A 20,180-nucleotide genomic window follows, 5' to 3' on the forward strand; every position below is an offset into this window, starting at 1 on the left:
GGAACGACTGTTGCCAACGAGTGTTGGCAAACGATTGTTGGCAACGCTAGGACGACGGTCGTTGTGTGTCAACAACCGTTGGCATACGGTCGTTGGCATGACCGCGCCCACCCAGCCCCGCCGCTCGGACGCCACCCGTGCGGCGATCCTGCGAGCCGCCCGCGAGCGGTTCGCCGCCGACGGATACGAGCGCGCCACGATCCGGGCCATCGCCGCCGACGCCCGGATCGACCCGTCGATGGTCATGCGGTACTACGGCAGCAAGGAGGGCCTGTTCGCGGCGGCGGCCGAGTTCGACCTCCGCCTGCCCGACCTGGCCGCCGTGTCGCCCGAGCAGCTCGGCGAGGTGCTGGTGCGGCACTTCCTCGCCCGGTGGGAGGGCGACGAGACGCTTGTGGCGTTGCTGCGGGCCGCCAGCACCAACCCGGGCGCGGCCGAACGCATGCGCGGCATCTTCGCCGACCAGCTCACCGCGGCCGTGGCCGCGTTCGGCACCGACCCGGCGCTGACCGCACGGCGTGCCGGCCTGGTGGCCAGCCAGATCCTGGGCCTCGCCTTCACCCGCTACGTCGTCCGGCTCCCACCGATGGTGGACGCCGAGCCGGAGGAGCTGGTCTCCTGGATCGCGCCGACCCTCCAGCGCTACCTGACCGGGCTGCCGCAGATCTGACCCAACCTTTTCCCCCTCCCCATGCGTCTGTCGGGTGACGCGCACCGTGGCGGCCGGAAGGGGTGCGGATGGGATCGACGGCGAACGACGGCCGCGACGGCTACCTCGCCTTCGTGGAGAGCAACCAGCACCGACTGCTGCGCGCGGCCTTCCTGATCTGCGGCAACCGGCACCAGGCCGAGGACCTTCTCCAGGACGCCCTGCTGAAGCTGGCGCTGCGCTGGACCTCCGTCCGCGACGGCGATCCAGCCGCCTACGTGCGGGCCATCCTCTACCGGGACGCGGTGTCGTGGTGGCGGCGCCGACGCCGGGAATGGCTCAGCGCCGCACCGCCGGAGCAGGTGGCCCCCGACCGGGACGGCGCGCTGCGGCTGACCCTGCACGACGCGCTGGGGCTGCTGCCGCCCCGGCAGCGGGCCGTGCTGGTGCTGCGCTACTACGAGGACCTGACCGAGGTCGCCACGGCGGAGGCGCTCGGGGTGACCGTGGGCACCGTGAAGAGCCAGTGCCACATGGCGCTGCGCCGGCTCCGCGAGGTCGCCCCCGATCTCACCGCAGACGGCCGACCGAGCCGGGGCGCGACCCGCTCCGGCGACCCGACCGCCGGCCTGGAGGTGAACCGATGAACGAGCGGGATCTGCGCCAACTGTTCGCCGTAAGCGTGGAGGACGTGCTGCCCAGCAGGCCCGCGACGGCCGGCTGGGACCGGGCGCGGCGCACGCGTCGTACCCGACGGGTGCTCGGCGCGGCCGTTCTGGCCGTGGCGCTGGTCGGCGGGGGCACGGTGGCCGTCCGCCGGCCGTCCCCCAATCCGCCCCTGAACCACACGGTGGCGCCGAGCGTCGAGCCCACCCACGCCGATTCCGTGCAGCGTCCGCCGGCCGAGCTGACGTTCCCACCCGATCCGCTGAGCCGGCTGAGCGGCCCGGCGACCGTGTCGCTGTCCGAACGACCGGTCCAGCGGGCGCTGGCGCTGTTCCAGCCCGTCGACGAGGAGAACCGCGCGGACGGCCCGGTCCGGATCCTCGGCGACGACGGCATCGTGCGCGGTCTCGACGTGGTGACGCTGGCACCCACCCGGGACGCGGGCGGCAACGAGGCGACCGCCGTGAAGCCGGGAGTCCTGTCGCCGGACGGCCGGTGGGCGGCCTTCGCGCAGACCAATGAGCTGATCATGGTGGATCTCACCACGGCGGGCGTACGCCGGATTCCGCTCGACGGCTACCTGGAGCTGGTGGTCTGGGCGCACGACCGGGTGCTGGTCGGCGGCGACGACCGGACGTACGCGGTGGAGCGCGACACCGAGGCGGCGAGCACCATCGACGTGTCGGCCTGGAACGTGGTGGCACCCGACCCGGAGGCCGGCCGCGAGGCGGCGCTGATCGAGCTGACCGGCGAGCGGGGTGGCCTGACGCTGCGCAGCCGGAGCGCCCGCGAGGCCACGATCCGCTCCGAACAACGGATCACTTACGACGCGCTGCCCTCGCCGTACCAGGTCAACGAGTTCTACGGCCGAGGTTGGCTGCACGGCGGTCGGTTGGCGAGCGCCGCGTGGATCACCAGCAACGAGATCGACGGCGCCGAGGGGGTGGCCGTGCTGGACTCCCGTACCGGCGAGGTGACCCACGTGCTGGACCTCGGTCGTGGCCGTGGCAAGGGCTGCTGCCCGGTGCTGGGCTGGGACAACAAGGGCGCGGTGCTGCTCCGCCTGGAACCAGCCGCGCTCGCCCGCTGGGACCCGGAGACCGGCGAGATCACCGGGGTCATCCGTGACCTGCGCGGCGTGTTGGCGCTGGCCGGCTGAGGGCCGTCGAATGCGTCGAACGCTCAGCCGGCCAGCTCCCGCGCAACGTTCAGGCGGCGATACCGCCGGGCTGGTCGCCCTTCACCACGGGTGCCCGGACCAGGTTGCCCCACTCCGTCCACGAGCCGTCGTAGTTGCGCACCTGCGGGTAGCCCAGCAGGTGCCGCAGCACGAACCAGGTGTGGCTGGACCGCTCGCCGATGCGGCAGTACGCGATCACGTCATCGTCGGGGCTCAGCCCGAGCTGGTCGGCGTAGATCGCCTTCAGCTCGTCGGCGGACTTGAACGTGCCGTCCTCGTTGGCGGCGGACTTCCACGGCTTGCTGACCGCGCCCGGGATGTGCCCGCCACGCAGCGCGCCCTCCTGCGGGTAGTCGGGCATGTGCAGCATCTCGCCCGTGTACTCGCCCGGGGACCGGACGTCGACCAGCGGCCGCCCCACGGCGATGTGCGCCATCACCTGCTCGCGGAACGCCCGCAGCGGCGCGTCGTCCCGCAGCGGCACGGGGTAGTCGGCCCCGGGCCGGGCCGGCTTGTCGCGGGTCACCTCGCGCCCCTCGGCAATCCACTTCTGCCGGCCGCCGTCGAGCAGGCGCACGTCGGCGTGGCCGAAGAGCGAGAACACCCAGAGGGCGTACGCGGCCCACCAGTTGAAGTTGTCGCCGTAGAAAACCACGGTGTCGCCCCGGCCGATGCCCTTCGCGGCACACATCTCGGCGAAGCTCGTCGCGTCTAGGTAGTCCCGGGTGACCTGGTCGTTCAGGTCGAGATGCCAGTCGACCTTGACGGCACCGGGAATGTGACCGGATTCGTAGAGCAGGACGTCCTCGTCGGACTCGACCACGACGAGGCCCTCGTCGCCCAGGTGCTCGGCCAACCAGTCGGTGGTGACCAGCCGCCGCGGGTCGGCGTACGACTGGAGGCGGGGATCAGGATCGTTCGGCACAGACATGATCCCCAAGGTACGCCGCCAGAACCCCGACGACCGGCCATCGGGCGTGACGCGGCGCTCTCCCGGCCCGTCGCCGACGTGCAGGACCGTTTCGAACAGCTCCGAACAGCTCAGGCCGTTCCCGCGGCACCGATCGCCGCTCAGGCTTGACGGCAGACCGAGGTGCCCACGCGGAACGACCTTTTGACCCAAGGAGACAACGAAGTGATCAAAAGGCTCGCAGGAGTCCGAGTGTCTACGCCACCGGTCACATCTACTGCGACCCCTCGGCTGACGCCGAGATCAAGGTGACGATCACCGCCAACGGCGCCAGCAAGGGTTCGACCTCGACGGCCTACCCAGCGCCGCACATCAGCGACACGGCGGTTGGCCAGAACTGGGCCGGCAACCAGGTGTGGTGCACGGTGCTCTCCGGCACCTGGTGGGCCAACGGGAACGCCTACCCGGCCTACGACAAGGCGTGCGAGTCCGCCGGCTTCTAGGCTGCGGTCGACCCTGAGGCGCCACGGGCGGGGGCTGGCGTTCGATGGCGGCGGGTCGGAACGGGGGTCCGCCGACATCGGGGGGCGATCGGCGGAAATGGCGTGGCCCGGGCGGTGCCGCCCGGGCCACGCTCGACTCGTCCGCCGTTGCCGGCACCGGCCGGGCAGGGAAATCGGATGCGGCGCGTTCAGGCGCGCCGGTGCACGATCCGGCCGGCGGCCACAGTCGCGATGCAGGTGCCGTCGGCGTCGTGCGCCGACAGGTCGGCGCGTCCACCCGGATGCAGGCTCGGCACCACGGGCGCCGGCAGCACCAGCAGGTCGCTCCGGTCGACGGCGGCCCGCAGCGACGGGTCGGCCAGGTGCTCGGCCAGCACCGCGGTGAAGCCCTCGCGCAGCAGCGCGTGCACCCGTTCGCGTGGGGTGGGCGCCGCCGGCAGCGGGCCGTCGTAAAGCAGGCCCGGACCCAGTACGCCGGGCCATCGGCGTACCCGCACCCCCGCGTACGTCTCGCTCAGCTCGGCCAGCGGGCCCACGGCCTCGACCCGGTCGCCGCCGACCAGCACGGCCTGGCCCGGCAGCGGCTCGCCGTCGGGGGTACGCCGGAGCAGCGGCGCGGTGTGCAGGGTGAGCACGTTCAGTCGACGAGCGGGCCGAGCAGCGGGCGCTTCGCGGTCACCGTGTCGCCGGACGACCGGCCGGTGAGCCGCCGCCTGATCCACGGGGCCAGGTGCTGCCCGGCCCAGCGCAGGTCGGCCGCGCGAGCGGCCAGCCACGGCGACGGCGCCGGGTGCGGCGGGACCATCAGCCACTCCTCGTCGCAGCCCACCCCGAGCGCGTTCAGCACCTGCCCGGCGACCCGCCGGTGCCCTGCCGGGGAGAGGTGCAGCCGGTCGGTGCTCCAGAGCATCGGGTTGAGGAACGTGTTGTCGGCGTACAGGTCGACCAGGATGGCGCCGTGTCGCTCGGCGGTCTCACCGACCGCCTGGTTGAGCAGCTCCACCCGGGGAGCGACGAGACGTTGACCGGGCAGTCGTGCCATCACGTCGGCGAATCGGAAAAGCAGCACGTCCGCGCCGCCCGAGCGCAGCTGCCGGACGACCTCGTCGAAGCGGGAGACCAACGTGTCCGGGTCGAAGGTGCGCCGCAGCACGTCGTTGCCGCCGGCCGCGAAGCTGATCAGGTCGGGCTTCATGGCCACCGCGGAGGGCACCTGCTCGGCCACCACGCTGGGAAAGAGCCTGCCCCGGATGGCCAGGTTCGCGTACCGGAAGTCAGGGCCGGTCTCGGCGGCGAGACGGGTCGCCACCAGATCCGCCCAGCCCCGGTAGGTGCCGTCCGGGTACGCGTCGTCCATACCCTCGGTGAAGCTGTCCCCGACCGCGACAAAACTGCGCCAGCGCACCCCGCGCCCCCCTCACGCCACCCGTTGCCTGCGGCGACCAGTCTGTCACCGGACCCACGCCGGCCGGTGCCCCGACCGGCCGAGGTGGCGGAGGTCATGCGCAGCGCACCACTTTCCTCGATCACCCGCAACGCTGGGGCGTCGTGTCGCCAATCCGGCTGGTGGTGGAGTGCCGTGGCTCGCATTGAGGCCGCACAATGAGGGGCCGGTCACCGGACCGCGCAGTGGGGAGGGCCTAGTTGAGTCAGGCAAGCGAGCCGAGCCCCGCCGGGCCAGCCCCGGCGGCACCCATGTCGCCGCGCACCGTACGGACCCGTCAGATCCGACTCGTGGGGCTCATCGTCGCGCTGGCCGTCCTGGCAGCCGCCCTGGTCCCGATCGTCCTCGCGGCGGGCCCGCCGACCCGGGACGAGTTGCTGGAGAACGCCCACCTCAAGGGCAAGCAGCAGCTCGTCATCGGTGTGAAGGACGACCAGCCCGGCATCTCGCAGCGCCTCCCGAACAACGTCTGGAAGGGCTTCGACGTCGACATCGCCTACATGATCGCGAGCTATCTCGGCTTCGACCACTCGCAGGTGCGTTTCGTGCCGATCGAGAGCGAGGACCGGGCCCGTCGACAGGCCCAGGACGGCGAGGGGTTCGTCATCGTCGACCTGGTCATCGCCTCGTACAGCATCAACGACAAGCGCAGGGAGGAGGGCGCCGTCTTCTCGGCCCCGTACCTGAACACCGAGCAGTCGGTGGTGACGCTGAAGAGCTACCAGAAGCAGGTGAGCAGCCTGGAGGATCTGCGTGGGCAGACGGTCTGCTCGCTGACCACCTCGACGTCCATTCAGCGCCTCGCCGAGGCCGGCGCCTCCCCGGTGGGTCGGAACAGGATCAGCGAGTGCATCCAGGAGCTGTACGACGGCAAGGTGCAGGCCGTCACCACCGACGCGGCGATCCTCGCCGGCTTCGTCACCGGCGACCAGCCGGACGACGACGGTCAACACTTCCCGGTGACCCTCAAGAACGTCAAACCGCTGCGGCACTGGGACATCGGCTCGTCGCCCCAGGAGCGGTGGGGCGTCAACACCGGCCCCAACCAGGCCCTGCTCGACCTGGTCGACCTCGCGCTCTACAAGTCGGCCAACGACGAGAACGACTCGGCCTGGGAGAACGCGTACAACGCCAACCTCCGTTGGCAGCAGGGATACAACCTCCCGCAGCCGGTCGCGGAACAGCAGCAACCCGATCCGAGGAAGGTGGAGGTGCGACAGTGGCCGTGGGAGAGGATCGCGCTACCGCCCCCGGCGTACCCCGGATCACCACCAGCTCCGCCAAGGCCGTCCGCCCGCGCCGGATGGCGGGGGCGCGGCAGGCGCAGCAGTGGCTGCTGACCCTCCTTCCCACCTTCCCCGTCCTGCTCCTGGTGCTGCGGCTGTGGCAGCTCAGCCAACAGGACATGTCCACGATGCTGCTGCTGGTCCAGTACGTCAGTCCGCTCGGCTTGCTCAGTGCCCTGCTGATCGCCCTGGTCTGGGCGTTCCCTGTGGTCGTGCTCACCTTCGGCGTCCTCGGTCGACTGCTCCGGCTCAGCGCTCCGGACCGATTCGACCCGGAACGCTCACTACTGGCCTCCGGGACGGCACGTACCCCCGGTTGGGTGATCAGCGCGGCCGTCGCGCTGGGGGCGCTCACCTGGCAGCTCCGCTTCCTGCCGTCGCTGCTGATGCTCGGCCTCTGGCTGCTCGCTCTGCGCACCCGCTACCTGCATCCTGACCAGCCGACCCGGATCCTGCTGGTCAGCGTGGCCCTGCCGCTGGCCGCGGCGATCCTGGCGTACACCGTGCTGGGTCCGGCGATCTGGACGGCGTACCAGGATGGCGAGATGGCCACGGCCGCGCTGCTGGCGGTGCCGCCCGCCGCCACCGTGCTGCTCACCGGCCCGATCCCCGGCTGGATCGCCCCGACGCTGACCCACGGTCTGGCGTTCACGGTCGCCGCCGTGCTCCCGATGGTGATGGGCGCGGTCTTCCTCCGGGTGCCACTGCTGCCCACCGCCGCGGTCGAGGTGGTCCCGAAGCAGTCGACCTCGCCGGCCCCGGACGTCCCGGCCTCCACAGCCCCGGGCGGTCCGGCCTCGACGGCCGTGGAAGGCACAACCTCGGGCGCTCCGGCTGCTTCGACGAACGGCGGCACGGCCAGCCTGGCCGATGGGGACGGCCCTCCGGCCGCCAACGGCGGCCGGGAGGTGGTGCTCGGCGCGCTCATCACGGTGACCGACACGTCGACGATCGTGCTGGACCGGACGGCCACCGTGCGGTTCCTGCCAAACGGGTGGGTCGAGTCGCAGGTCCTCTGCCCCCAGCCCGCGGCGGTTCCGTACAGCCTGGTGGCGGTGCGGGGCTGGCCGGTGGAGGAGACCGCGCTGGACTGGATGATGCCCCGGCGGCCGGTGGCCGACCCGGACGTCCGCTGCGAGGGCCGCCTTCCCGGCGACACGTGACCCACGATCGAATTGGGATCGCCGCACCGGGCCCGCCGGTCTTAGGCTGCGCGAATGCTGCTACGCATGTCGACCCTGTTGCTGCGGACCCTGCGCGAGGATCCGGCCGACGCGGAAGTGCCGAGCCATCGGCTGCTGCTGCGCGCCGGTTACATCCGTCGCGCCGCGCCGGGCGGCTACACGTGGCTGCCGCTGGGAAAGCTGGTGCTGGACCGGATCACCGAGGTCGTACGCACCGAGCTGGCCGCGATCGGTGACCAAGAGGTGCACTTCCCGGCGCTGCTGCCCGCCGAGCCGTACCGGACGAGCGGCCGGTGGACGGAGTACGGCGACCTCCTCTTCACCCTCGCCGACCGACGCGGCGCCGAGCACCTGTTGGCACCCACCCACGAGGAGATGGCGGCGCTGCTGGTCAAGGACGTGTTCACCTCGTACCGGGATTTCCCGGTGACGCTGTTCCAGGTGCAGACGAAGTTCCGCGACGAGGCGCGTCCCCGGGCCGGTGTGCTGCGCGGCCGAGAGTTCCTGATGAAGGACGCCTACTCCTTCGACCTGGACGAGGCGGGGCTGCGGGACGCGTACGCCCGGCACCGGGCGGCGTACCAGCGGATCTTCGACCGGCTGGGCCTGGAGCACACGGTGGTGCACGCGATGTCCGGTGCGATGGGCGGCTCGGCGTCGGAGGAGTTCCTGGCAGCGACCCCGGTCGGCGAGGACACGTTCGTCGGCTGCACCGCCTGCGACTACGCGGCGAACACCGAGGCCGTCGTCACCCGGGCGCCCGCCGCCGGCGACCCCACCGCCCAGCCCGCGACGCAGGCGCACGACACCCCCGAGACCCCGACCATCGCCAGCCTGGTCGAGTTGGCGAACACCCGTCGGCTCGGGGACCGCGATGACTGGACCGCCGCCGACACCCTGAAAAACGTCGTGTTGACCGTGCGTCAGCCGGGCGCCGAGCGGGCCGAACTCCTGGTGATCGGCCTGCCCGGTGACCGGGAGGTCGACCTGAAGCGGCTCGGCGCCGCGCTGGAGCCGGCGCAGGTGGCGGTCTTCGACGAGTGGGCCGAGCATCCGGAGCTGGTGCGCGGGTACCTCGGTCCGCAGGTGCTCGCCAAGCTGGGCATCCGCTATCTGGTCGATCCTCGGGTGGTGACCGGCTCGGCGTGGCTGACCGGGGCGAACGAGCCGGGTCGGCACGCCACCGACGTGGTCTGCGGGCGGGATTTCACCCCCGACGGCACGATCGAGGCGGCCGAGGTGCGCGCCGGAGATCCCTGCCCCGCCTGCGGCGACGGCGAGCTGACCATCCGGCGGGGCATCGAGATCGGGCATATCTTCCAGCTCGGTCGCCGGTACACCGACGCGTTCGCTGTCGACGTGCTCGGGCCGGCCGGCAAGCCGGTCCGGCCCACCATGGGCTGCTACGGCATCGGGATCTCCCGGGCGGTCGCGGCCATCGCCGAGCAGCACCACGACGACCGGGGACTCGTCTGGCCGGCGGCGGTCGCGCCGTGTGACGTACACCTGGTGGTGGCGGGCAAGGGCCCGCAGCTCGACGCGGCGCTGGACCTCGGCGGGCGCCTGGCCACCGCCGGCCTGCGGGTGCTGGTCGACGACCGGACGCACGTCTCGGCCGGGGTGAAGTTCACCGACGCGGAGCTGATCGGCATCCCCCGCACCGTCGTGGTCGGCCGCCGACTGGCCGACGGGTACGTGGAGTTGCGCGAGCGGGCCGGCGACGGGCGCGCGGAACTGCCGGTGGACGGTGCGGTGGAGCGGATCGTCGACGAGGCCCGGCGGGAGCGTGCAAACCTGGTGTAGCAACCGCGTCACGGGGTAGTGCAGTCGGATCGGGTGATACGTCTTCGGAGGATCTCATGACCGGTTACCGGGTCAGCGACGTGATGACCAAGCAGGTCGTGTACCTGTCGGCCGAGACCACCCTGGACGAGGCGGCCAGGGTGATGAAGGAGGCGGACATCGGCGACGTGGTGGTCACCGACGGCGCCACCCTCGCCGGCATGCTCACCGACCGGGACATCGTGGTGCGGGCGGTGGCCGAGAACATTTCGCCGGCGGCCACCACCATCGGCTCGATCGTCACCCGCGAGGTGGTCATGATCGAGCAGCACTGCACGGCGGGTGAGGCTGCGGCGCTCATGCGGGACCGGGGCATCCGCCGGGTGCTGGTCTGCGACAGCGACCGCAAGCTGGTGGGGATCGTCTCGCTCGGTGACCTGGCCATGCAGCTCGACCCGACCAGCGCGTTGAGCGAGATCAGCGAACAGTCTCCGACCACGTGAGCCGTCGGCACCGGCGGTAGCCTCGACCCATGGCTGACATGCCGGCCCGACTGGCCGAGATCGTCGACGAGTTCGCTGCCGCGCCACGCGACCTGGTGCTGGAGATGCTGCTGGAGTACGCCGACGTCATTCCGCCGCTGCCCGCCGACGCCGCCGGGCACGAGGGCATGGAGCAGGTGCCCGAGTGCCAGACGGCGTTCTTCCTGCGCGCCCGGGTGACGCCGGACGGGACCGTCGAGACCCTCTTCGACTGCCCGCCGGAGGCACCCACCACCCGGGCGTTCGCCGGGATCCTCGCCGAGGGCCTGGCCGGCGCGAGCGCCGAGGAGGTGCTGGCTGTGCCGGACGACCTCTATCAGCGGATGGGCCTGGCCCAGGCGATCAGCCCGCTGCGGGTGCGTGGCGGCACGGCGATCCTGGGCCGGCTCAAGCGGCAGGTCCGGGAACAACTCGGCTGAGCTGGCAGTTGGCACCGATCATGGAGATCGAGATCTACGCCGACGTCGTCTGCCCGTGGTGCTACCTCGGCAAGCGCCGACTGGATGAGGCGCTCGCCCGCTACGACGGCGAGGTGACAGTCCGGTACCGGCCGTTCCAACTCGACCCGTCGCCGGTGCCCGAGCCCCGCCCGATCATGGACGCGCTGGCCGACAAGTTCGGCGGCCCGGAGCAGGCCCGGCAGATGGTCGCGCGGGTGACCCAGGCCGCGGCGGGTGACGGGCTGCGGCTGGACTACGACCGTGCGGTCGCCGCGAACACCTTCGACGCCCATCGACTGGTGGCCTACGCCACCGAGCACGGCCGGGCGGCTGAGATGGTGGACGCCCTGTACCAGGCGCACTTCACCCAGGGCCTCGACATCGGCTCGCGAGAGGCGCTGGCCACGATCGCCGGCGGGATCGGCCTGGACTCCGCCGACGCCCGACGCTTCCTCGACTCCGACGAGCGGACCGCCGAACTCGCCGCCGAGCTGGCCGCCGCCCGGGACCTGGGCATCACGAGCGTCCCGACGTTCGTGCTGGCCGGAAAGTACGCGGTCAGCGGCGCCCAGGAGACGTCCACGCTCCTCGCCGCGCTGGCCGAGGTCGAGCAGCGAGAGGCCGCAGCACGGTAGGGCGTGTGTCAAAGTCCTCGGTCGAGCCGAGGCGGAGTCCAGGCGGGCCAGGGGCTTTGACACACGCCCTAAACATCGACCGGGGTGATGTTTCACGTGCAACGGTATCGATGTCGGTGCCTGGTCAGGCCGGCCTGGCCAGGCCCTCGACCACCTGCGCGCCGGGCAGCGCGCCCAGCGCGGGCCCCGGCAGCGCGATCTTGCTGTGTCGTACGCCGGACCCGATGATCACGTGCGGGGTGGCGATCACCCGCGCATCCACGAGGATCGGCCACTGGGCCGGCAGCCCGATCGGGGTGATGCCGCCGTACTCCATGCCGGTCAACTCGACCGCGTCCGTCATCGGGGCGAAGCTCGCCTTGCGCACGTCCAGCGCCCGCCGGGCCACGCCGTTCACGTCGGCCCGGGTGGTGGCCAGTACGATGCAGGCCGCGTAGCGGACCACGCCCTCGCGCTTTCCGGCCACCACGACACAGTTGGCCGACACGTCCAGCCCCACCTCGTACGCCTCGCAGAACGCCGCCGTGTCGGCGAGGTCGGCGTCGATCGGCGCGACCAGCACGTCGTCGACGTCCACCGGCGCGCTGGCCGGCCACTGAGCGATGGCCTCCGCCACCGGCGCGGCGAGCAGGTCGAGGCGGGCACGGGCCGGTTCGGTCTTCAGCGTTCCTATCACGGGTGCGATCCTCGCACCCGTGCGGCCGGATCGCTCGCCGACTCCCGAGCCGTCCCGCGACACCACCTCCACGTCGCGGCTCAACTGCCCGCGAGGAACGCGTTGTCGCGCAGGAAGGAACGGTCGCGGGCGGCCGCCAACTCCTCCTCGCGTCGGGCTCTGGCCCGCTGCAGCTCCAGGTCCTCCAGCGCGTGCCGGACACCCAGCCGGATCACGCCGTAGAGGAAGACGAAACCGAAGACGTAGAGGATCACCGTGGTGACGACAACGAACATGGCGTCACCGTAAGACGAACGTGAACCGGCATCCCTCTCATCTCCGCGCGGTTCCCCCGTACGTGTCCGCGAGGTGGTCGGCCCAGGTACGCACACCGCGAGGTAGCGCCTCGGTGACCAATCCACCGGCGCGCAGCTCGCGCCCGAGCCGGCCGGGAATCCGTACCGGAAGCAGAGGTCCGCGTGACCCGCGTGCCTCTCGCCAGGCGCGGACGGCCTCGTCGAAGCGAAGCACCTGTGGCCCACCGAACTCCTCGATGCCCCCGAGCGGGCCGGCGGCCAGCCGGGCCGCGAGCCGGGCGGCCACCTCACCCGGGTCGACCGGCTGGGCGAGCACCGCCCGGTCGCCGAACACCGGGCCCAGCCGCGCGCTGGTCGCCAGCAAATCGTCGAGGAACTGGGGGAACTGGGTGGCGCGCAGCACCGACCACGGCACCGGGCCGGCCGCCACCACCCGCTCGGCTGCCAGCTTGTGCCGGTAGTACGGGAACGGCACCCGGTCCACCCCCACGATCGAGATGTAGACCAGGTGCCCGACGCCGGCCGCGCTCGCGGCGACCACCAGCCGACGGGTGCCCAGCACGTCCACCTGGTGGGTACGCCCCCGGGGCGAGGACGCCAGGTGCAGCACCGCGTCCACCCCGGTCACCGCCTCGGCCAGCCCGCCGCCGGTGGCCAGGTCGGCCACGACCCACTCCACGTCCGAGCCGGTACGCGGCCGGCGGCTGCCGGCCCGGACGCTCATCCCGTCGGCGCAGAGTCGCGCCAGCACATGGCTCCCCAGTTGACCACCCGCCCCGGTGACCAGAACCCTCATCGTCTCCTCCTGTTCCGCCCTCGCTCGTACAGCCCGTCGACTGATGACGACACCGCTGCCGGACACGTGACCGGTTGCCTCACACCGAACGCATCAGGTCCAGCACGGTCAGGAGCGCGAAGAACGCGATCACGGTCTCGTTGACGATCCACGAATGCCCCTCGGCCCACTTCCGCATCCGGGCCAGCACCCGCGCCGCCTTCTGGCCGAGCAGCACCAACGCCAGCAGCGGAACCGCGAGCAGGAGCACGGTGAGCAGCACGAACGGCACCAGGTGCCACCAGGGGAGGTTGTGTCGGGCCACGGTCGCGCCGACCGTCGCCATGATCAGGTCGTCGGTGGGTGTCACCACGAAGAGCAGGGCGCCCATCCGCGAGGCCCAGCGCGGATCGGCGTGGCCCACGCTGCCCAGCCAGCGCGGCGGCCCGGACCGGTTGCGACGCAGCCAGACCACCAGGGCCAGACACACCAGCAGCGCGAGCACCACCAGATCGATGGCCGGACCGCGATCGATCCTGCTGGCGGCAGCGCTGGCGTCCGTCGCCAACCCGCCCAGCAACCGGGTCAACAACCAGCTCACGGTCACCCCGACGGCGACCACCAGGCCGGCGCCGGCGAGGAAGCCCAGCGACGCGGCCCGGGGCCGGTCGGACGAGGCGAGGAAGACCGCCACGACCAGTTGACTCCCGGCAACCATCACCACGGCCAGCGGCAGGACGGGCAGGACGTTCATCGCCTGCCATCCTCGCGCCCGCCCGGTACGGGCATGGCGGATCCTCAGCGGATCACCCGCCCGGCCGGGTAGCCCCGTCCATCACCACCCGGCCCGCCAGCAGCGCGCCGACCAGGGCCAGACCGGCCGCCACCACCAGGGTCACCACGTAGCTGGCGGGGCCGGGGGCACTCCCGGCGGCCAGTACGGCACCGGTGAGCGCCAGCACGGTCGCCGCGAAGAGCGAATCGCCCAGTTGCAGCGACGAGCTGTTGCGCCCCTGCTCGCCGGGCGCGGACAGCTCCAGGGTGAGCACCGACAACGACGGGTACAGCAGTCCCATACCGAGCCCCGCCAACGCCCAGCCCAGCACGGCGACGGCCACCGGCAGCTCGGGTCGTACGGCCAACGCCACCGTCGCGGTGCCGGCCGTGATGCAGCACAACCCGACGCGGGGGAAGCTGGCCCGGGAGGCCGGCACGGGAAAACGGCCCTGCACCCAGGAGCCCACCGACCAGGCCAACGCGCCCACCGTGAGGACAAGCCCGGCGGCGGTCGGCGACAGTCCCCGCTCCCGGGAGAGCATCAACGGGATGACCACCTCGGCACCGACGAACGCCGCCGACGCCAGACCGCGCAGACCGACCACCGTGGGCAGCCCGCGGGCCGCCCGCAGGAACCCCGGCGGCAGCAGGCGCGGAGCGCAGACCAGCAGGCCGGCCAGGGCGAGCGCGATCACCGCCGGGGCCATCACGCCGCGCTGCTGACCCCCGATGTGCAGCAGTGCAGCGCTCACGCCCGCCCCACAGGCCCAGCCGATGCGGGCCATCGCGCCGGCCGGCGGCCGGGTCCGCACGGTCCGGTCGAGCGACCGCAGGCCCGGATGGATCAGCAACACCGCCGGCACGGCCACCGCCGGCACCACGAGAAAGACCCACCGCCAGCCCAGGTATTCGACAATCAGGCCGGCCAGCGCCGGCCCGACCAGCGACGGTACGACCCACGCCGCAGCGAACGCGGCGAAGATGCGCCGATGCAACTCCTCGGGGTACGCCTGCCCGACAATCACGTAGAGCGCCACCGAGAGCAACCCGGAGCCGAACCCCTGCACGACCCGCCCGACCACCAGCGCCGTCATCATCGGCGCGGTTCCGGCGATCAGCAGCCCGACCACGAACCAGCCGACACCGTGCCACATCGGCCCCCGGGGCCCCCGTGCGTCACACCAGATCCCGGAAACCACCATGGCCAGCACACCGGCGGCGAACGGGCCACCGAACGCGATCCCGTACAGCGCCAGCCCGTCCAGGCTGCGCGCGACGGTCGGCATGGCCGTGCCGACCGCCAACGCCTCGAACGCCAGCAGCGACACCAGCGCGACGCTGCCCACCGTCATCGCCCGCAGCCGGGGTGCGAACAGCCCGGCGGGGGCCGGAACGGGGGTGACGGTTCGGCTCGACATGCACCGAGCCTGCGACCTCAACCCGGATTCATGTCAACCGGGGGTGACCCGGCTCTCGTCAGGCGTCCTGGAATGCCCTGCCGAGGCCTCGGACCAGTCCCGACAGGTGCTGGTCCGCCAGGAGATGCCCGGCGGTGACCACCAGGGCGGTTGGCCATTCGATCACCTGCAACGCGGCGAGCACGCCGAGCCCGGCGTAGTAGGCGATCTTGTCCGGTGGTGGCACCGCCACCTCACCCAGCATCGGCAGCTCGACCCGGCGGCGGTACATCCGAACGTTCTCGCGTGAACCGTTGAGGTGTCGCGTGAAGGTGCTCATTCCGGCCTCCCCGTGTCCGGTGATGGTTGTCGGGTTCCACCACCCACCCCGTCCATGCGCGGCCAGGCTCGCAAACTTCCGGTGCTCAGAGGGGCATAACGGACGCCAGGTCGGGAAGCCAGGCCGCCGGACGTGAGGCGGTGGGAGGACGAGATGACCGACGGCACCAGCAGCGACAACGGAGAGTCGGGTCGGCGTCCGTCCGGCCGTACGCCTCGATGACGGCGGCGGGTCGCGCCGCCGGCCGCCTCCTGCCGTCCATCGGCGTGCCGCACCTGGTCGGGGAGGCGTCCCGGACCCTCGGGTCGGCGGCGACCCGGCTGGCCCGGACGGTCGGGCTGACCCGGCGGCGGGTCTGGTCCCGCCCCGGCCGGCACCACATCGAGGTGCACGGCGTCTGCCAGAACGGTGGCGACCAGTTGGCCCGGCAGGTGGAGGCCGCGCTGGAACGAATGCCCGGGGTGGCCTGGGCCCGGGTGAACGCCCCGTCCGGCCGGGTGGTGGTGGCCGTGCAGGCCCCCGAGCCGAGACTGCGGGACCTCGTCGCCACGATCGAGCGGACAGAGCGAACCTGCGACCACGAACCGGATCCGGAGATCCCGCCGCCACATCCGCCGGAGGAGGGGCCGCGCACCCCGCGCACCCTGGGCGCCCTCGCCTCGGACGCACTGGGCCTGACCATCTCAGCGGCCACCCGGCTCCTGCCGTTCGCACCGCTGCCCGCCGAGGTCTCCGGCCTGCTCACCGCCGCGGACCTGCAACCGAAGCTGCACGCGTTCGTGGGCCGGCGGCTGCGCTCCGACCCCCGCGCCGACGTCATCTTTCCGCTGGCCGAGGCGGTGGTGCAGGGTCTGACCGGCCGTTGGACGGGGATCGTTCTCGACGGCGCCCAACGGATGGTGCAGTGGGGCGAGGCGCGGGCCCAACTCGCCGCGTGGGAGAAGGCCGAGCCGCGGCTGACCGGCGACCCCGAGCGCGCCACCGCGCCGTGGCCGACGGTCGACCGTCCCCGCCCGAAACCGGACGGGCCGGTCGAGCGCTACATCAACCGGATGTTGACCGCCGGCGTGGCTGCCGCCGCGGCGGCGACACCGATCGCCGGGCGCAAGCGAGCCGCCGCGCTGGGCCTGTCCGCGCTGCCCAAGGCCCCGGGCAGCGGACGAGAGGGGTACGCGGCACAGCTCGGCCGGATCCTCGCCCGGCGCGGGGTGATCGCGATGGACCGTGGCGTGCTGCGGGAGCTGGACCGGATCGACACGTTGGTGCTGGACGCGGCGGTCCTCGGCTCGGAGCGGGGCGTACTCGCCGACCTGGCCCCGGCGGCCGAGGTGAACGTCGACGACGTGGCGGAGCAGGCGTTCGCGCTGTTCGACCCGAACGACCCGACCGGTTCACAGGAGCTGGACGGCTGGCGGCTGGCACCGCTGGACCACCTCCAGGCGGGCGATCCCGGCGACGTGCCGGACGGCGATCGGCTGCGCGCGGCCGGCGGCCAACTGCTGGGGCTCACCCACTCCGGTCGGCTCATGGCGCTGCTGCGGGTCGAGCCCGAACCCGCGCCGGGTGTCGACGGCCTGCCGGCCGCTGCCCGCCACGCCGGCCTGAAGCTGATCGTGGCCGGCGGCGACGAGCAGCGGTACGGCTTCGCCGACGCGCTGCTGCCCGGCGGGGATCGGCTGGCCGACTCCGTACGCGCGTTGCAGCGCGACGGGGCGGTCGTCATGCTGGTCTCCGGGGACCGGGCGGCGCTCGGCGCGTCCGACTGCGGGCTGGGGATGTCCGCTCCGGACGAGCTGCCGCCGTGGGGGGCGCACCTGCTGGTCGGCAGCGACCTGCGGGTGGTGTCCCTGATGATCGAGGCGACCGGGGCGGCCCGGCGGATGTCACAGCAGAACATCCGGCTCGCCATGGCGGGCACCGGCCTCGGGGCGCTGGGCGCGTTCACCGCCCCGCCGACCCAGCTGCCACACCGGTCGCTCGTCGCGGTCAACGGCGCGGCCGGGTTGGCCTTCGCGAACGGGGTCTGGCGTGCCCGCCGGTTGCCCGACCGGTCGGACACCCCGACGCCGGTGGCGACCGCCTGGCACCTGATGCCGGTCCGGACCGTGCTCGACCGGCTGGACACCAGGCCGGACGGGCTGGCCAGCGCGGAGGCGCATCGCCGACACGACGGTCACGGGACGGGCGGCGGCGACACACCCGCCGGTGGTGGGCTGCTGCGGGCGTTCCTGGACGAGCTGTCCAACCCGCTCACTCCCGTCCTGGCCGCCGGGGCGGTGCTCTCCGCGTCGTTCGGCTCGCTTGTCGACGCCGCGCTGGTGGGCAGCGTCGTCGGCGGGTCGGCCCTGATCGGGGCGGTGCACGAACGCAACACCGAACGGTCGCTGGCGGAGTTGCTGTCCCGTTCGGCGGTGACCGCGCGGGTCCGCCGGGACGGCGCCGAGCGAATCGTCGCAGCCGAGGACCTCGTCCGCGGAGACGTCATCACCCTCGAATCGGGAGACTCGGTGCCGGCCGACTGCCGGGTGCTCGAATCGGTGGGGTTGGAGGCGGACGAGTCGTCGCTGACCGGCGAGTCGCTGCCGGTCGCCAAGAGCAACCGGGCGGTCGTCGCCGCGGCCATCGCCGACCGGCACTCGATGCTGTACGAGGGCACCACCGTCGCCGCCGGCCACGGAACCGCCGTGGTGGTGGCGACCGGCGTCGACACCGAGTCCGGGCGCAGCCTGGCGCTGATCCGGCAGGCGCCCCCGACCAGCGGGGTGGAGGCCCGGCTCGGCTCGTTGACCAGCGCCGCCATTCCGTTGGCCGCGGGTTCGGCGATCGCCGTGGCCGGTGCGGGGCTGCTCCGGGGCGTACCGCTGGCCGAAACGGCGGCGACCGCCGCGAACCTCGCCGTCGCGTCGGTGCCGGAGGGGCTGCCGTTCCTGGTCAGCGCCGCGCAGTTGGCCGCCGCCCGGCGGCTGGCCGAGCACGGCGCGTTGGTCCGCAACCCACGCACGATCGAGGCGTTGGGTCGGGTGGACGTGCTCTGCTTCGACAAGACCGGCACCCTCACCGAGGGCAAGTTGCTGCTCGCCGGGGTCGGCGACGGCGTCGGCGACCGGTACGCCCCGGTGGACCGGCTCGACGAGCGGCTTCGACTGACCCTCGCCACGGCACTGCGGGCCACGCCCGCCGCGGCCAAGCCGGAGGACTTGGCGTTGCAGACCGACCGGGCGGTTCGGCGGGGCGCCGCCACGGCTCACGTGGTGGAGCAGACCGGCGCCGCCGGCTGGCGGGCTGCCGGCGGGCTGCCGTTCGAACCGTCCCGCGGCTACCACGCGAGCATCGGCGAGACCGAGGGTCGCCTGCTGCTCAGCGTCAAGGGCGCCCCGGAGACGGTGCTGCCACGCTGCGCGACGCGGCGCATCGACGGCCGGCAGGAGCCGCTGGACGACGCCGGCCGCGCGGAACTGCAAGGCCTGCTGGCCGATCAGGCCGGGGCGGGGCACCGGATCCTCGCCGTCGCGGAGTGCCAGGTGGACGCTGCGCACATCACCGACTCCGACGTCCGAGGTCTGACCTTCGTGGGGTTCCTGGCCCTCGCGGACGGGGTCCGGGAGAGCGCAGCCCCCGCGGTACGCCGGATCCGGCAGGCCGGGGTGCACACCATCATGATCACCGGTGACCACCCGGCCACCGCCGAGGCGATCGCCGCCACCATCAGCGAACACGACGAGCAGCGGGTGGTCACCGCCACCGAACTCGACCAGTTGGACGACGACGCGCTCGCCGAGCGACTGGCCAACACCGACGTGGTGGCCCGCTGCACCCCGGCGCACAAGGTGCGCATCATCCAGGCGTTGCAGAAGTGCGGGCGGACCGTGGCGATGACCGGCGACGGCGCCAACGACGCCCCGGCGATCCGGCTGGCCGACGTCGGCATCGCCCTCGGCCAACGCGGCACACCGGCGGCCCGCGCCGCCGCCGACCTGGTGGTCACCGACGACCGGTTGGAGACCATCATCGCCACCCTGGTCGAGGGTCGCGCGATGTGGTCATCGGTCCGCCACGCGCTGAGCATCCTCGTCGGCGGCAACCTCGGCGAGATCGCGTTCAGTGTGCTCAGCGCCGCGGTGACCGGCCGTTCCGCCCTCACCGGCCGGCAACTGCTGCTGGTCAATCTGCTCACCGACCTGGCGCCGGCGCTGGCCATCGCGGTCCGCCCACCCGCCCCGGACCGCACCGACGGGCTGCTCCGGGAGGGTCCCGACGCGTCGCTCGGTGAGACCCTCAGCAGGGAGATCGGGCTCCGCGCGGCGTCCACCACGCTGGGCGCGACGGTCGGCTGGACGTTGGCCCGCTACACCGGCCGTCAGCGGCGGGCCGGAACGGTCGCCCTCGTCTCGCTCGTCGGCACCCAACTCGGCCAGACCATCCTGGCCGGCGGCACCAGCCCGGCCGTGCTGGCGTCCACGGCGGCGTCGCTGGGAGTGCTGGTCGTGGTGGTGCAGACGCCGGGGGTGAGCCAGTTCTTCGGCTGCACCCCGCTGGGCCCGGTGGGCTGGACCATCGGCGCCGGATCGGCGCTCGGTGCCACCTTCGCCAACGGCGCGCTCACCAGACTGGTGGAGCACCTTCCGTCGGCACGACCCGACCTCGCGCAGCCCACTCCCGGGGCCGAGGAGACGGCCACGGACGGATGACGCTTGAGCG

The 20,180-nt window shown here is 72.7% G+C and carries 20 protein-coding genes; 11 read left to right on the plus strand and 9 right to left on the minus strand.

Annotated elements, in window-relative coordinates; all coding sequences use genetic code 11:
- Positions 1-97: 97 nt before the first annotated feature.
- The 3 genes from OG505_RS26755 to OG505_RS26765 all read left to right on the plus strand — a co-directional run bounded on the left by OG505_RS26755 (position 98) and on the right by OG505_RS26765 (position 2,474).
- Positions 98-670 (plus strand): TetR family transcriptional regulator, encoded by a 573-nt coding sequence (locus OG505_RS26755; RefSeq protein ID WP_405428685.1) that lies wholly within the window; start codon positions 98-100, stop codon positions 668-670.
- A 68-nt stretch (positions 671-738) separates the two neighbouring features.
- Positions 739-1,296, plus strand: coding sequence for a SigE family RNA polymerase sigma factor (locus OG505_RS26760; RefSeq protein WP_405428687.1), 558 nt, complete (start codon positions 739-741; stop codon positions 1,294-1,296).
- Positions 1,293-2,474 carry a hypothetical protein gene (locus OG505_RS26765; protein ID WP_405428688.1) on the plus strand — a complete coding sequence of 394 codons (1,182 nt, stop codon included), beginning with the start codon at positions 1,293-1,295 and terminating at the stop codon, positions 2,472-2,474. Before OG505_RS26760 ends, OG505_RS26765 begins: the two co-directional genes overlap by 4 nt.
- 49 nt (positions 2,475-2,523) lie before the next feature.
- Here OG505_RS26765 and OG505_RS26770 read toward each other — a convergent pair whose 3' ends face one another.
- The gene (locus tag OG505_RS26770; RefSeq protein ID WP_405428690.1) at positions 2,524-3,426 is read right to left on the minus strand and encodes a sulfurtransferase; all 903 of its coding nucleotides are present in this window, start codon (positions 3,424-3,426) and stop codon (positions 2,524-2,526) included.
- A 287-nt stretch (positions 3,427-3,713) separates the two neighbouring features.
- Between OG505_RS26770 and OG505_RS26775 the strand changes: the two genes are divergently transcribed.
- Entirely contained in the window at positions 3,714-3,908 is a 195-nt protein-coding gene (locus OG505_RS26775; protein WP_405428693.1) for a hypothetical protein, read from the plus strand.
- A gap of 188 nt (positions 3,909-4,096) precedes the next feature.
- On the opposite strand, the gene OG505_RS26780 is transcribed toward OG505_RS26775, so the two are convergent.
- Positions 4,097-4,543: a hypothetical protein gene (locus OG505_RS26780; protein ID WP_405428694.1), complete on the minus strand. Its 447-nt coding sequence runs from the start codon at positions 4,541-4,543 to the stop codon at positions 4,097-4,099.
- A gap of 2 nt (positions 4,544-4,545) precedes the next feature.
- On the minus strand, positions 4,546-5,313 hold the full coding sequence (locus OG505_RS26785) for an SGNH/GDSL hydrolase family protein (protein ID WP_405428696.1): 768 nt from the start codon (positions 5,311-5,313) through the stop codon (positions 4,546-4,548).
- 329 nt (positions 5,314-5,642) lie between these two features.
- Between OG505_RS26785 and OG505_RS26790 the strand changes: the two genes are divergently transcribed.
- The 6 genes from OG505_RS26790 to OG505_RS26815 are packed head-to-tail and all read left to right on the plus strand — an operon-like array spanning position 5,643 to position 11,221.
- On the plus strand, positions 5,643-6,692 hold the full coding sequence (locus tag OG505_RS26790; protein WP_405428697.1) for a transporter substrate-binding domain-containing protein: 1,050 nt from the start codon (positions 5,643-5,645) through the stop codon (positions 6,690-6,692).
- Entirely contained in the window at positions 6,578-7,801 is a 1,224-nt protein-coding gene (locus OG505_RS26795; protein ID WP_405428699.1) for a hypothetical protein, read from the plus strand. Before OG505_RS26790 ends, OG505_RS26795 begins: the two co-directional genes overlap by 115 nt.
- 54 nt (positions 7,802-7,855) lie before the next feature.
- Entirely contained in the window at positions 7,856-9,625 is a 1,770-nt protein-coding gene (locus tag OG505_RS26800) for a proline--tRNA ligase (RefSeq protein ID WP_405428702.1), read from the plus strand.
- Positions 9,626-9,681: 56 nt separating this feature from the next.
- Positions 9,682-10,107, plus strand: a complete 426-nt coding sequence (locus OG505_RS26805; RefSeq protein WP_405428704.1) for a CBS domain-containing protein — start codon at positions 9,682-9,684, stop codon at positions 10,105-10,107.
- A 29-nt stretch (positions 10,108-10,136) separates the two neighbouring features.
- Positions 10,137-10,565 (plus strand): SufE family protein, encoded by a 429-nt coding sequence (locus tag OG505_RS26810; protein WP_405428706.1) that lies wholly within the window; start codon positions 10,137-10,139, stop codon positions 10,563-10,565.
- Between the two features lie 20 nt (positions 10,566-10,585).
- Positions 10,586-11,221: a DsbA family protein gene (locus OG505_RS26815; protein ID WP_405428708.1), complete on the plus strand. Its 636-nt coding sequence runs from the start codon at positions 10,586-10,588 to the stop codon at positions 11,219-11,221.
- 124 nt (positions 11,222-11,345) lie between these two features.
- Here OG505_RS26815 and OG505_RS26820 read toward each other — a convergent pair whose 3' ends face one another.
- The 6 genes from OG505_RS26820 to OG505_RS26845 all read right to left on the minus strand — a co-directional run bounded on the left by OG505_RS26820 (position 11,346) and on the right by OG505_RS26845 (position 15,482).
- On the minus strand, positions 11,346-11,894 hold the full coding sequence (locus OG505_RS26820; protein WP_234584466.1) for a YbaK/EbsC family protein: 549 nt from the start codon (positions 11,892-11,894) through the stop codon (positions 11,346-11,348).
- Positions 11,895-11,977: 83 nt separating this feature from the next.
- Entirely contained in the window at positions 11,978-12,172 is a 195-nt protein-coding gene (locus OG505_RS26825; RefSeq protein WP_234584465.1) for a hypothetical protein, read from the minus strand.
- Positions 12,173-12,209: 37 nt separating this feature from the next.
- Positions 12,210-12,989 (minus strand): SDR family oxidoreductase, encoded by a 780-nt coding sequence (locus OG505_RS26830; RefSeq protein WP_405428710.1) that lies wholly within the window; start codon positions 12,987-12,989, stop codon positions 12,210-12,212.
- 79 nt (positions 12,990-13,068) lie between these two features.
- Positions 13,069-13,722 carry a GAP family protein gene (locus tag OG505_RS26835; protein WP_405428712.1) on the minus strand — a complete coding sequence of 218 codons (654 nt, stop codon included), beginning with the start codon at positions 13,720-13,722 and terminating at the stop codon, positions 13,069-13,071.
- A 52-nt stretch (positions 13,723-13,774) separates the two neighbouring features.
- The gene (locus tag OG505_RS26840) at positions 13,775-15,163 is read right to left on the minus strand and encodes an MFS transporter (protein ID WP_405428713.1); all 1,389 of its coding nucleotides are present in this window, start codon (positions 15,161-15,163) and stop codon (positions 13,775-13,777) included.
- Between the two features lie 58 nt (positions 15,164-15,221).
- On the minus strand, positions 15,222-15,482 hold the full coding sequence (locus tag OG505_RS26845; RefSeq protein ID WP_405428714.1) for a hypothetical protein: 261 nt from the start codon (positions 15,480-15,482) through the stop codon (positions 15,222-15,224).
- Between the two features lie 218 nt (positions 15,483-15,700).
- On the opposite strand from OG505_RS26845, the gene OG505_RS26850 reads away from it, so the two are divergent.
- Complete coding sequence (locus OG505_RS26850) at positions 15,701-20,170, plus strand: HAD-IC family P-type ATPase (protein WP_405428716.1); 4,470 nt, start codon at positions 15,701-15,703, stop codon at positions 20,168-20,170.
- The last annotated feature ends 10 nt before the right edge of the window (positions 20,171-20,180 follow it).

This window comes from Micromonospora sp. NBC_00617 (genome assembly GCF_045161355.1).
Lineage (GTDB): Bacteria > Actinomycetota > Actinomycetes > Mycobacteriales > Micromonosporaceae > Micromonospora.

Excerpts from the sequence above, each read along its gene's own strand:
- OG505_RS26765 (WP_405428688.1), top strand. The coding sequence starts at position 1,293 with ATGAACGAGCGGGATCTGCGCCAACTGTTCGCCGTAAGCGTGGAGGAC.
- OG505_RS26770 (WP_405428690.1), bottom strand. The coding sequence starts at position 3,426 with ATGTCTGTGCCGAACGATCCTGATCCCCGCCTCCAGTCGTACGCCGAC.
- OG505_RS26800 (WP_405428702.1), top strand. The coding sequence starts at position 7,856 with ATGCTGCTACGCATGTCGACCCTGTTGCTGCGGACCCTGCGCGAGGAT.
- OG505_RS26805 (WP_405428704.1), top strand. The coding sequence starts at position 9,682 with ATGACCGGTTACCGGGTCAGCGACGTGATGACCAAGCAGGTCGTGTAC.
- OG505_RS26815 (WP_405428708.1), top strand. The coding sequence starts at position 10,586 with ATGGAGATCGAGATCTACGCCGACGTCGTCTGCCCGTGGTGCTACCTC.
- OG505_RS26850 (WP_405428716.1), top strand. The coding sequence starts at position 15,701 with ATGACGGCGGCGGGTCGCGCCGCCGGCCGCCTCCTGCCGTCCATCGGC.
- OG505_RS26810 (WP_405428706.1), top strand. The coding sequence starts at position 10,137 with ATGGCTGACATGCCGGCCCGACTGGCCGAGATCGTCGACGAGTTCGCT.
- OG505_RS26825 (WP_234584465.1), bottom strand. The coding sequence starts at position 12,172 with ATGTTCGTTGTCGTCACCACGGTGATCCTCTACGTCTTCGGTTTCGTC.
- OG505_RS26755 (WP_405428685.1), top strand. The coding sequence starts at position 98 with ATGACCGCGCCCACCCAGCCCCGCCGCTCGGACGCCACCCGTGCGGCG.
- OG505_RS26835 (WP_405428712.1), bottom strand. The coding sequence starts at position 13,722 with ATGAACGTCCTGCCCGTCCTGCCGCTGGCCGTGGTGATGGTTGCCGGG.
- OG505_RS26845 (WP_405428714.1), bottom strand. The coding sequence starts at position 15,482 with ATGAGCACCTTCACGCGACACCTCAACGGTTCACGCGAGAACGTTCGG.
- OG505_RS26830 (WP_405428710.1), bottom strand. The coding sequence starts at position 12,989 with ATGAGGGTTCTGGTCACCGGGGCGGGTGGTCAACTGGGGAGCCATGTG.
- OG505_RS26840 (WP_405428713.1), bottom strand. The coding sequence starts at position 15,163 with ATGTCGAGCCGAACCGTCACCCCCGTTCCGGCCCCCGCCGGGCTGTTC.
- OG505_RS26760 (WP_405428687.1), top strand. The coding sequence starts at position 739 with ATGGGATCGACGGCGAACGACGGCCGCGACGGCTACCTCGCCTTCGTG.